The 11,629-nt window shown below is 66.7% G+C and carries 12 protein-coding genes; 9 read left to right on the forward strand and 3 right to left on the reverse strand.

Going from position 1 to position 11,629, the window contains the following annotated elements; all coding sequences use genetic code 11:
- The first annotated feature begins 136 nt into the window (after positions 1-136).
- A complete protein-coding gene (locus E3T19_RS04500) occupies positions 137-1,066 on the forward strand; it encodes an alpha/beta fold hydrolase (protein ID WP_134408217.1) in 930 nt (309 codons plus the stop codon).
- Between the two features lie 9 nt (positions 1,067-1,075).
- Positions 1,076-2,125, forward strand: a complete 1,050-nt coding sequence (locus E3T19_RS04505; protein ID WP_088454901.1) for a biotin/lipoate A/B protein ligase family protein — start codon at positions 1,076-1,078, stop codon at positions 2,123-2,125.
- Between the two features lie 42 nt (positions 2,126-2,167).
- On the opposite strand, the gene E3T19_RS04510 is transcribed toward E3T19_RS04505, so the two are convergent.
- Positions 2,168-2,488 (reverse strand): GNAT family N-acetyltransferase, encoded by a 321-nt coding sequence (locus E3T19_RS04510; RefSeq protein WP_241980012.1) that lies wholly within the window; start codon positions 2,486-2,488, stop codon positions 2,168-2,170.
- Between the two features lie 34 nt (positions 2,489-2,522).
- Here E3T19_RS04510 and E3T19_RS04515 point away from each other — a divergent pair, with 34 nt between their 5' ends.
- Both E3T19_RS04515 and E3T19_RS04520 read left to right on the forward strand, forming a co-directional pair.
- Entirely contained in the window at positions 2,523-3,428 is a 906-nt protein-coding gene (locus E3T19_RS04515; protein ID WP_088454903.1) for a site-specific DNA-methyltransferase, read from the forward strand.
- Entirely contained in the window at positions 3,425-4,351 is a 927-nt protein-coding gene (locus E3T19_RS04520; RefSeq protein WP_088454904.1) for an LLM class F420-dependent oxidoreductase, read from the forward strand. The genes E3T19_RS04515 and E3T19_RS04520 overlap by 4 nt, the downstream gene beginning before the upstream one ends.
- An 18-nt stretch (positions 4,352-4,369) precedes the next feature.
- On the opposite strand, the gene E3T19_RS04525 is transcribed toward E3T19_RS04520, so the two are convergent.
- Positions 4,370-5,398 carry a LacI family DNA-binding transcriptional regulator gene (locus tag E3T19_RS04525; protein ID WP_088454905.1) on the reverse strand — a complete coding sequence of 343 codons (1,029 nt, stop codon included), beginning with the start codon at positions 5,396-5,398 and terminating at the stop codon, positions 4,370-4,372.
- A gap of 261 nt (positions 5,399-5,659) precedes the next feature.
- Here E3T19_RS04525 and E3T19_RS04530 point away from each other — a divergent pair, with 261 nt between their 5' ends.
- The 3 genes from E3T19_RS04530 (at position 5,660) to E3T19_RS04540 (ending at position 9,030) form a co-directional block, all read left to right on the forward strand.
- Positions 5,660-6,988, forward strand: coding sequence for an ABC transporter substrate-binding protein (locus E3T19_RS04530; RefSeq protein WP_088454906.1), 1,329 nt, complete (start codon positions 5,660-5,662; stop codon positions 6,986-6,988).
- 81 nt (positions 6,989-7,069) lie between these two features.
- On the forward strand, positions 7,070-8,122 hold the full coding sequence (locus tag E3T19_RS04535; RefSeq protein WP_103430255.1) for a carbohydrate ABC transporter permease: 1,053 nt from the start codon (positions 7,070-7,072) through the stop codon (positions 8,120-8,122).
- Positions 8,119-9,030 (forward strand): carbohydrate ABC transporter permease, encoded by a 912-nt coding sequence (locus E3T19_RS04540; protein ID WP_088454907.1) that lies wholly within the window; start codon positions 8,119-8,121, stop codon positions 9,028-9,030. Before E3T19_RS04535 ends, E3T19_RS04540 begins: the two co-directional genes overlap by 4 nt.
- A gap of 57 nt (positions 9,031-9,087) precedes the next feature.
- On the opposite strand, the gene E3T19_RS04545 is transcribed toward E3T19_RS04540, so the two are convergent.
- Positions 9,088-9,783 carry an NAD(P)H-binding protein gene (locus E3T19_RS04545; RefSeq protein WP_088454908.1) on the reverse strand — a complete coding sequence of 232 codons (696 nt, stop codon included), beginning with the start codon at positions 9,781-9,783 and terminating at the stop codon, positions 9,088-9,090.
- A gap of 93 nt (positions 9,784-9,876) precedes the next feature.
- Between E3T19_RS04545 and E3T19_RS04550 the strand changes: the two genes are divergently transcribed.
- Positions 9,877-10,734, forward strand: a complete 858-nt coding sequence (locus E3T19_RS04550; RefSeq protein WP_241980014.1) for a D-alanyl-D-alanine carboxypeptidase family protein — start codon at positions 9,877-9,879, stop codon at positions 10,732-10,734.
- 213 nt (positions 10,735-10,947) lie between these two features.
- The gene (locus E3T19_RS04555) at positions 10,948-11,628 is read left to right on the forward strand and encodes an amidase domain-containing protein (RefSeq protein WP_166788792.1); all 681 of its coding nucleotides are present in this window, start codon (positions 10,948-10,950) and stop codon (positions 11,626-11,628) included.
- Position 11,629 lies beyond the last annotated feature (1 nt).

An 11,629-nucleotide genomic window follows, 5' to 3' on the forward strand; every position in this document is an offset into this window, starting at 1 on the left:
AGCCACCCCGCGAGAAGCCCTGCATCAGCTACTCTCAGACCAAGAAAACAGCGGTGTTGCATCGACCAGTTGAATCCACCCCCGGTACGCCGGGCGCAAATGTCCGCACGGGCAACAGGTACGGCAGAATAAGCCCGTGCCCACCTTCATCGATGAACACGGCGTCCCGATCGTCTACTACGCCTGGCCGGTCGACAACCCGCGCGCGATCGTGCAGCTCGTGCACGGGGTCGGCGAACACGCCCTGCGCTACCGGGAGGTGGCCCGCGCGCTCAACGCGGCCGGCTACTCCGTCTACGCCGACGACCACCGCGGGCACGGCCAGACCGGGATGCTGCAGCACGGTGGCGACGTCGGCCAGCTCGGTCGGCTCGGCGTCGGCGGTCTGCGCGCGGCCGTCGCCGCCGTGCACGCCTTCACCGGCGTGATCTTGCAGGCCACCCGCCACCAGACCGTTGCGCGGGGCGAGGGACCGGCTGCGCAGACCGGGCAACCGCAGGCACAGCCGGTGCCGCTGGTGCTGCTCGGGCACAGTTGGGGATCCTTCATGGCGCAGATGATCCTCAACCGGTATCCTCAGGACTACCAGGCGGTCGTGCTCACCGGCACGGCCTACCGCTGGCCCGGCTACCTCAACAGCGGGGATCTCAACGCCAGGCACAAGCACCTCGGCTCGACCGGTGCCGAGTGGCTCAGCCGGGACCCGGCGGTCGCGGCGGCTTTTGTGGCCGACCCGCTCACCACGAGCGTGCCGCTCGCCAAGCTGTTCGGCCTGCGCGACGCCGCCCGCATCCTCGGTCGCCCCGCCCGGCGGCTCCCCGCGGACCTGCCCGTGCTCATCCAGGTCGGCGGCGACGACCCCGTGGGCGGGGAACGCAGCGCCCGCAAGCTTGTGGACGCCTTCCGGCGCCGGTCCGGCCTGCGGGATGTGCGCCTGATCGTGTACCCCGGCGCCCGGCACGAGGTCCTCAACGAGATCAACCGCGACGAGGTGCTGGCCGACCTGGTCGCCTGGCTCGACGCGCATCTCCCGGCCGCCGTCTCCGAGTCCGCTGCCGACGATTAGGCTGATCACATGCATGGTGAATACAAGGTTCCAGGCGGCAAACTCGTTGTGGTCGATCTGAATGTCGTCGACAATCTCATCACCGATTTTCGCCTGGCCGGTGATTTCTTTCTCGAGCCGGACGACGCCCTCGAGGACATCAACGCAGCGGTGAACGGCCTCGCCGCCGACAGCGACGCGGCCACCATCGCGGCCGCGGTGCGGGCCGCGTTGCCGCCCCAGGCCACCCTGCTCGGGTTCTCTCCGGAGTCGGTCGCCGTCGCCATCCGTCGTTCGCTCGCCCACGCCAGCGGCTGGCGGGACTATGAGTGGCAGATCATCCACACCAAGGCCGTGCCCCCGGTCATGCAGATGGCTCTCGACGAGGTGCTCGCCGTCGAGGTCGGCGAGGGCCGCCGCAGCCCCACCCTGCGCATCTGGGAGTGGAATGAACCGGCCGTCGTGATCGGCAGCTTCCAGTCGCTGAAGAACGAGGTCGACCCCGTCAACGCCGAAAAGCACGGCTTCACGGTGGTGCGCCGGGTCTCCGGCGGCGGCGCCATGTTCATGGAGGCCGGTTCGGTGATCACGTATTCGATCTACGCTCCCACCGAGCTGGTGCACGGTATGAGCTTCGCCGACTCCTACGCCTTCCTCGACGAGTGGGTCATCACGGCGCTCAAGTCACTGGGCATCGACGCGCACTACCAGCCGCTCAACGACATCACGAGCCCCACCGGAAAGATCGGCGGGGCGGCCCAGAAGCGCCTCGGCAGCGGCGCCGTGCTGCACCACGTCACCATGAGCTACGACATGGACGGCGAGAAGATGGTGCAGGTGCTGCGCATCGGCCGGGAGAAGCTCAGCGACAAGGGCATCACCAGCGCCGCCAAGCGGGTGGATCCGCTCCGCAGCCAGACCGGGCTCAGCCGCGCCGAGATCATCGACCGCATGAAGCAGACTTTCACGAGCCTGTACGGGGCGAAACCCGGCGACATCACCGATGAGGAATACGCCAAGGCCGCCGACTTGGTGGAGAGCAAGTTCAGCACCGACGCCTGGATCGGCCGCGTGCCCTAACCAGGACGGCCCTGGCCAGCACAGCGCCTGGCGAGCACAGGATCAGGTGCCGCGGATGAGCAGGTCCTGGTATTCGGCGTGCTGGTCGATCCAGTCCGCGACGAACGGGCAGGCCGCCACCACGGTGAGGTCGGTGCGCGTGCGCACGTCGTCGAGCGCCTGCTCGATGAGGAAGCCCGCGAGCCCGTGTGCGCGCTTGGCCGGGTCGACCTCGGTGTGGGTGAAGGTCACTGACTGGCCCGCCAGCCTGTAGTCGGCCAGGCCCACCGGCTCGCCGTCCTGCCACAGCGTGTAGCGCGAGAGGTCCGGTTCGTGCCTGACGTGCGCGGTGCTGTCGGCACGGGTCATCTCTTCACTTGTCATCGGAACAGCGTAAGCCGACTGACAGAATGAGGGAATGCCAAACGCGTGGACTCAGTCCTCTCCCAGCAGGGTCATCGAGGCGGACAACCTGGTTGTGCTGCCGACGCTGCCCGACGGCGCGTTCACCCTCATCTACCTCGACCCGCCGTTCAACACCGGCCGCAGCCAGAAGCGACAGTCGACCACCTCGGTGCGGAGCACCCTGGCCAGCGGCGCCCACGCCACCGGAACCATCACCGGGTTCAAGGGCCAGCGCTACGAGCGCATCAAGGGCGATCTGCTCGGCTACGACGACCAGTTCGAGGACTACTGGGCGTTCTTGGAGCCCCGTTTGATCGAGGCCTGGCGCCTGCTGGCCGATGACGGCACCCTCTACCTGCACTTGGACTACCGTGAGGCGCACTACGCCAAGGTGCTCCTCGACGCTCTCTTCGGCCGGGACTGCTTCCTCAACGAGCTGATCTGGGCCTACGACTACGGCGCCAAATCGAAGAACCGCTGGCCCACCAAGCACGACACGATCCTGGTCTACGTGAAGAACCCCAAGGCTTACTACTTCGACTCCAGCACCGTGGACCGGGAGCCCTACATGGCGCCGGGCCTGGTCACCCCCGAGAAGGTGGCCAAGGGCAAACTGCCCACGGATGTCTGGTGGCACACCATCGTCTCGCCCACGGGCAAGGAGAAAACCGGCTACCCCACCCAGAAGCCGGTCGGCATCCTGCGGCGCATGATCCAAGCCTCCAGCCGGGAGGGCGACTGGGTGCTGGACTTCTTCGCCGGCAGCGGCACGACGGGTGCCGTCGCGGCTGCCCTGGGGCGCAAGTTCCTTCTCATCGACCAGAACCCGGAGTCGCTCGCGGTGATGCACGAGAGGCTCGGCGCCCTGCCCGGTGTGGATTTCGTCGACGCCGAGCTGGAGACAAGACTGGGAGCATGAGACTCCGCATTTTCACCGAGCCCCAGCAGGGCGCCAGCTACGACGACCTCCTCGCGGTCGCGCAGGCCACCGAGACTCTCGGCTTCGACGCCTTCTTCCGCTCAGACCATTACCTCGCCATGGGCGATCACGTCTCCGGGCTGCCCGGGCCGACGGATGCCTGGACCACCCTGGCCGGACTGGCGCGCGAGACGCAGCGCATCCGCCTCGGCACCCTGGTGTCCTCGGTCACCTACCGTCCGCCGGGGGTCCTGGCGATCCAGGTCGCCCAGGTCGACCAGATGTCGGGCGGCCGCGTGGAACTGGGCCTGGGCACCGGCTGGTTCGAACAGGAACACCTGGCCTACGGCATCCCCTTCCCGGCCAAGCGGTTCGGCATGCTCGAGGAGCAGCTCGAAGTGATCACCGGCCTGTGGGGAACGCCCGTCGGTGAGACCTACAGTTTCGCCGGCGAGCACTACACCCTCGTAGACTCTCCCGCCCTGCCCAAGCCCACGCAGTCCCGCGTGCCGGTGATCGTGGGCGGTGGCGGAGCCAAGCGCACCCCGGCGATGGCCGCGCGGTTCGCCACCGAATTCAACCTGCCCTTCCCCGACTTCGCCGACATCCCCGCCAAGTTCGCCGGGGTGCGCGCAGCCTGCGAGGCCATCGGCCGCAACCCGCAGGAACTGGTCTACTCGACTGCGCTGATCGCGGTGGCCGGCGCCGACGAGGCCGAGTTCGCCCGACGCGCTGCCGCCGTGGGCCGGGAGCCCGCCGAACTCCGCGAGCACGGGATCGCCGGGACCACCGGTGAGGTCGTCGACAGGCTGGGAGCCCTCGCCGCCGACGGCGTGGAGTGCGTCTACCTGCAGATCATGGACCTGGCCGACCTCGAGCACCTTGATTTTCTGGCCAGAGAGGTTATGCCGCAGCTCGACTGAACGGATGACCTGGGCGGCTCAGGCCGAGTCGCGAAGCACCAAGCGCGTCGGCATGAAGTTATGGTGCGGCACGGTCTCGTCGCCGGCGAGCAGGCGCAAGAGCAGGTCCGCCATCGCGAAGCCCATCTCCTTCGATGGCTGGCTCACCGTGGTCAGCGAGATCGGACCGGAGGTGGCGGCCGGGCTGTCGTCGAACGAGACCACCGCGATATCGCCGGGCACCGAGCGGCCCTGTTCGGCCAAGACCCCCATCGTGCCCACGGCCATGAGGTCGCTCGCGACGAACAAGGCATCCACGTGCGGGCTGTGTTCAAGCAGACGGCGAGTTGCCGCGGCGGCGCCCGCGGCCGTGAAGTCGGCGTGCTCCACGGCATCTGACTCGAGCCCGGCGGCCGCGAGTGCGTGCCGGAAGCCATTGAGTCGGTCGATGCCGGCGGGCATGTCGACCGGTCCGGTGATGGTGCCAATGCGGTGCCGGCCGAGGTTGATGAGATGCTGCACGCCGCTGATGGCGCCGGCCACGTTGTCGACGTCCACGAAGTAATTATCCGGGCCGGAGTGGTTCGTGGGTCGGCCACCGAATACCACGGGCATGGTGGTCTCCAGGTTCGCCACGAAATCATCGCCGGTGTGGTGCGAGATGACGATGGCTCCATCGACGTTACCCGAGCGCAGGTAGCGCATGGTCTTGTGCCGGGGGTCGCTCGACGCGACGAGGAGGTTGAGCGTGTAGTCACTCTCGTCCAGGCGCTGAGTGATGCCCTGCACGACGGCGGCGAAGTACGGGTCGCCGAAGAACTTGGTCATGTCTTCCGGCACGACCAGGGCGACCGACTGGGTGTGGTGGCTGGCCAGTGACCTGGCGGCGCGGTTGGGTACATAGTTGAGTTGTTCGATCGCGGCGTTGACGGAATCGACGACCTCCTGCCTGACCTTGGGGGAGCCGTTGACAACCCGGCTGACCGTTGCTCTGGAGACTCCGGCCGCCGCGGCGACCATCTCGAGGGTCGGCTGGGGCGGACGCGCACTCCGGATTCCCATTGTCATGGGGTCAGTCTATTTGCGCCCGGGCCATTGGTCCCGCGTGAATCCGGTGCGCCCGTGCCCAGGCCGCCCTTCAGCGCCCCCGTTCGAGGTCACGACGCGCCGTCAAATCACCGGTACGTCGTGGTCGTATTGACAAGCCTGCTTCTCCTGCTCTATGGTGACGGTGATTGATGAGAGCGCTCTCACGTTTGAATGAGAGCGCTCTCATTCCCGCACGTATGTCTTGCAATCGCACAAGCACACGCACACAAAGGAGTGAAAGTGAAGTTCTCACAACGCACCAAGGTTGGCGCCGCAGTAGCCTGCGCCGCATCCTTCGCCCTCATCGCCACAGGCTGTTCGTCGGCGGGCACCGACGGCGCCTCCGGCGGTGACATCGAGCTGACCGTCACCACGTTCGGCAGCATGGGTATGGCTGACCTGTACGCCGAGTATGAGGCAGCCAACCCCGGCATCACCATCAAGGCGAACAACATCGACACGGGTGGCAACGCTCGCACGGATGCCTTCACCAAAATTGCCGCCGGCAGCGGCCTCTCGGACGTTGTCGCCGTCGAGGAAGGCTGGCTGGGTTCGATCATGGCCGTCTCCGACCAGTTCGTCGACCTGTCGGAATACGGCGCCGACGACATCAAGGACCGCTGGGTTCCGTGGAAGCTCGAACAGGGCACCGACGCTGAAGGACGCATCATCGGTTACGGCACCGACATCGGCCCGGAGGGACTCTGCTACAACAGCGCAGCCTTCGAAGCCGCCGGGCTGCCCACCGACCGTGCCGAAGTAGCCACGCTTCTCGGCGGCGACGACGCAAGCTGGGAAAGCTACTTCGCCCTGGGCAAGAAGTACCAGGAGGCCACCGGCAAGGCGTGGTTCGACCAGTCCGGCTTCATCTGGAACTCCATGGTGAACCAGATGGACGAGGGCTACTACACCGCCGACGGCGAGCTCAACGTTGTTGACAACGCCGAGCTGAAGGCGGCCTGGACGCAGCTGGCCGACGCCAACGCGGCCGGCCTTTCCGGCAAGCAGGCTCAGTGGGACTGGAACAAGGGCTCGTCGTTCACCGACGGAACCTTCGCGACCTTCATGTGCCCGGGCTGGATGCTCGGAGTCGTTCAGGGCCAGGTCGAGACCGCCGGCGGCGACGCCACCGGCGCGACGGCCGGCTGGGACTTCGCCGACGTGTTCCCCGGCGGAGCGACCAACTGGGGCGGAACCTTCCTGACCGTCCCGACGCAGTCCAAGCACCCGCAGGAAGCCGCGGACCTGGCTGCCTGGTTGACCGAGGCCGACCAGCAGGTCGCAGAGTTCAAGGCCGAGGGCCCGTTCCCCAGCGTCACCGCTGCACAGACGGACCCCGCACTGTCTGAGGCAACCGGAGTCTCCGCGTTCTTCAACGACGCGCCGATCGCTGAAATCCTCACCAAGCGTGCCGACGGCGTGAAGGCCCAGTTCAAGGGTCCGGATGACTCCACGATCCAGGAGCAGGTCTTCGGCCCGTCCGCGATCGCGCTCGACCAGGGTGTCGCGGGCGACAAGGCATGGGACGACGCCATGACCCTGTTCGACCAGCTCATCGTCAACAAGTAGTAGCAGCACCAATCCGCTCTTGCCGGGCTTCCGGCGCCGCGACGCGGCACCGGAAGCCCGGCTCGAATGCAGAAAGTCACCATGACACGCACACTTGAACCAGAGACCAGCGCTCCCGCGCCTCTCAAGCGTCCCGGCCGCGCGAGCGCCCTCACCTACAAGCACCGGCTGAGCCGCCTGGATGTGAAAGTCTCGCCCTACCTGTACGTCGCACCGTTCTTCGTGCTGTTCGGCCTGGTGGGCCTGTTCCCTCTCGTCTACACCTTTGTGGTGTCCCTGAACAACTGGAATCTGCTGAGCGGGCCGGGGGAGTGGGTCGGCTTCGACAACTACGCCGCAGAGCTCAGTGACCCCTTGTTCTGGAATTCACTGTTCAACACCATGAGTATCTTCCTGCTCTCGAGCATTCCGCAGCTCGTGGTGGCCACGGCCATCGCCGCGATCCTCGACCAGAACCTGCGTGCCAAGACCTTCTGGCGCATGAGCATCCTCATCCCCTACGTCGTGACCCCTGTCGCGGTCGCCCTCATCTTCTCCAGCATGTTCAGCGAGCAGAGCGGTCTGGTGAACCACCTGCTCAGCTTCGTCGGCGTGGACCCGATCCTTTGGAAAACCGATGTGTTGCCCAGCCACCTGGCCATCGCCGGCATGGTGAACTGGCGCTGGACCGGCTACAACGCCCTGATCCTGCTCGCCGCCATGCAGTCGGTGCCGCGGGACATCCACGAGTCCGCCGCCCTGGACGGCGCCGGGTTTGTCCGCCGCTTCTTCTCCATCACCCTGCCGAGCATCCGCCCCACCATGATCTTCGTCATCATCACGGCGACCATCGGTGGGCTGCAGATCTTCACCGAGCCGCGCCTGTACGACGCGACCAGCTCCACGGCCGGTGGTGCGCACCGACAGTTCCAGACCACGGTGCTCTACCTGTGGGAGATGGCCTTCCAGCGCCAGAACTTCGGCAAGGCCTCGGCGATCGCCCTGATCCTGTTCGTCATCATCGTGGCGTTCGGCGTGCTCAATTACCTGATCTCGCAACGGATCGCCACGGCAGACAGCCGGTCCGACGCGAAGAACAACAAACGCGCGGTTCGCCGCACGCTCCGAAACGGCGCGAAGGAGCCCCGAGCATGACCGACACCATCGCCCGCCCAGAAACCACCCCGGAGGTACCGGGTCAGACGGTCACCGTCAAGCGGGGCAAGACAAAGCACAAAGGCCTCGGCATCGACCGTCGTCCAGGCTTCCTTACCTACGGAATCCTGATCGCGCTCTTCGCAGGCGGAACCTACCCGCTCTGGTGGTCCGTTGTCGTCGGTGCGAGCCCGTCGTCTGTGCTGTCCCAGGATTGGCCGCCGCTTCTTCCTGGCGGGCAGTTCTGGACCAACGTCGCCGCAGTCTTCGACACCATTCCGTTTTGGCAGGCCCTGCTCAACAGCGTGATCGTGTCGACGATCATCACCGTGTCCGTCGTATCGTTCTCGACTCTCGCCGGGTACGCGTTCGCCAAGCTCAAGTTCCGTGGCAGCAACGGGCTGATGGTTTTCGTCGTCGCGACGATGGCGATCCCCACCCAGCTGGGCATCATTCCGCTGTTCATCCTGATGCGCGAGTTCGGCTGGACCGGCTCCATCGGCGCGATCATCGTCCCGACCCTGGTGACGGCCTTCGGCGTGTTCTTCATGCGCCAGTACCTCGTCGACGTGATTCCGGACGAGCTCATTGAGGCGGCCCGCGTCGACGGCGCGAACATGATCACCACGTTCTGGAACGTCGCGGTTCCCGCCGCCCGTCCGGCGATGGCGATCCTGTCGCTCTTCACCTTCATGATGGCGTGGACGGACTTTCTCTGGCCGATGATCGTTTCGCCGCAGAACCCGACCCTGCAGGTGGCTCTCAGCCAGCTGCAGTCCGCACGATACATCGACTACTCGGTCGTGCTCGCAGGTGCCGTGCTGGCAACACTGCCGCTGCTCGTGCTCTTCGTGCTTGCGGGCAAGCAGCTCATCTCCGGCATCATGGCGGGCGCCGTCAAGGGCTGATCCAGCCGCCTCACGTCGCTCCCCTGAATCGGTCAGGGGAGCGACGTGTGTGGTGTCTCAGGCGAAGACGGCCACGGCCTTCGCCACCGGCGTCGGGCCGGAAATGAGGTGCAGCACCGTGTGGCTGCCTGCTCCGGTGCGGAGCAGCTCGGCCAGCACCGCTGCCACATCGGCCCGGGGCACGCTGCCCTGGGTCTCCGGCTGCACGGTTCCGCTCTCGTCGGGTCCCGTGCGCTCAAGCCGAACCGAGCCGATGGGGTCGTGATCGGTCAGGGTGCCCGGCCGCACGATGGTCCAGTCGAGGTCTCTGCCCGCGAGGTCTTCCTCTGCGCCGAGCTTGGCCTGGAGGTAGGCGACGAAGTCGGCGGGGACGCTGTCGGGGGTGGCTCCGTCACGCACCAGATCCGCTCCGGTGGAGGAGATCTGTACGAACCGGCGCACCCCGGCGGATTCGGCGGCATCCGCCAACAACACCGAAGCCCCCAGATCGACCGAGTTCTTACGTGCGTCGCCGCTGCCCGCACCCGCGCCGGCCGCGAAGACCGCGGCGTCGGCGTCGGCCATGACCTCGGCGACGGCGTCGACCGAGCTGTTCTCGAGATCGAGGACAACCGGTTGGGCTCCATCGAGGACGAGGTCTTCCTTTTGCTCAGCGTTCCTGATCAGCCCGATCACAGTGTGTCCGTCGAGGGTCAACTCCCGGGTGAGGGACCGTGCAATTTTTCCGTGTGCTCCTGCTATAACAATTCGCATACGGGGTGAAACAGACTACGGGGCGCTGGAATTCCCCGGCGGCGATGATGCCGATGCCGGGGAGTGGCGTCGGCGCAGGATATGCTCGGCAGCGTGTCAGTTCAATCGCGCCGGGGGGCGTCGCCGCGCGTACGCCGTCGACGCGCACTCGTCGCGGCCGCCGCCGCACTGCTGCTGGTCGCCGGTGGTGGAGCCCTCATCCTGGGCCAGCACACCGGCCGCGCCGCATCGAGCGAGACCACGCCGACCACATCCGCATCGCCCGGCCCGTCGGCCAGTACGCCGACCGAGCCACCGCGCCCGTCGCCGTCGGCCTCGCCTGACCCGGCTCCGGCGCCCACCTTCGACCGCGCTGCCCGGTCGATCGACGACCCGAACAGCATCTGGGTGGTCGTTGACAAGCTCCGCCCGCTCAACCCCACCGACTACGCTCCCGACGACCTCGTCGATGTGCCGATCCCGTTCGCGAACCCCCCGCAGTTGCGGCAGGAGGCCTCCGACGCCGTCGTGGCCCTGTTCTCCGCCTTCACGGCCGAAACCGGCCTGGCCTTGCAATCGCAGAGCGCGTACCGCAGCTTCGACGCGCAGACGCGGGTCTACAGCAACGATCTCGCGAACCTCGGTCAGGCCGGTGCCGACTTGAGTACCGCGCGGCCGGGTACGAGTGAACACCAGACCGGTCTCACGATCGACATCAGCGCCCAGCCCGGGCAGTGTTCACTCAACGCGTGCTTCGCCGACACCCCACACGGCCAGTGGCTCGCCGCAAACGCGTGGCGATTCGGCTTCCTGCTGCGCTACCCCGCCGACAAGACCCCGGTGACCGGCTACGAGTTCGAGCCCTGGCACTTCCGGTACATCGGGATCGACCTGGCCACGGAAATGCACGACCAGGGCGTCACCACGCTCGAGGAGTTCTTCGGCCTACCGGCCGCACCGTCCTACGGCTAAAGCCCTCGGCTGAATTCCACTCACACGCCACCCCCACAGCCTCGGGGGCCCCGACGCTCACGGTCCGTGGGTCGAGAACACCCTGCCCGCGATGAGGTCTACTATGCCTGGCACGCTCACAACACCGCCCGAAGATCGGTGGCCGGTCCGGTCCCAGACTCTTCACCAAATAGTGTGGTTGGCTTGAGATTCCCCCCCCGAATGGAGGTAGTTGTGGCTGTAGCTCGACCAGCACGGATCGGTGTCATCGCCCTGATCCTCGGCGGACTCGCCGTGGGAACCGTGGCCCTGGCGACGTCCGGCGTGGATCGAACCGGTCCGGCTCAGCGCGGTTCCACGGCGGCGGACGCCGCTGCCACGGTCGAGACCGCGCCGCGCGAGACTCCGGCGATAACGGCCGCGCCCGTCGACGTTGACCCCGCCGTGCAGGCTCAGCTGAGTTACGCGCTGGCGCACTGGAAGGACTACAACACCGACCAGTACGGTGTGGTCACCGGAAACGACTGCGTGAACTTCACCAGTCAGTCCCTGGTGGCCAGGGGCTGGGCCATGGACGAGACCTGGTGGACCAGCGGAACCGGCTCCGACTTCGACTTCTCCTCACCGTGGGTGAGTTCGACCGCGTTCATGAACTACCTCGCGGACTCCGGCCGGGCCACCGCCCTGACCGACGACCAGCGCGATCAGGTGAAGCTCGGTGATGTCGTCCAGTTCGACTGGGACAACACGGGCGACCGTGACCACACCGCCGTCGTCTCCCGCATCGAGGGCACCGGCGACGACATCGTGATCTACTACGCCGGGCACACCGACGACACCGACTACCTCTCGGTGGACTTCGCGATCACCGAGAAGCACCCGGGCGGAACCGCGTACTACTGGAGCATCCCGTAGC

It is taken from the genome of Cryobacterium sp. TMT4-31 (assembly GCF_004403385.1).
Lineage (GTDB): Bacteria > Actinomycetota > Actinomycetes > Actinomycetales > Microbacteriaceae > Cryobacterium > Cryobacterium zongtaii.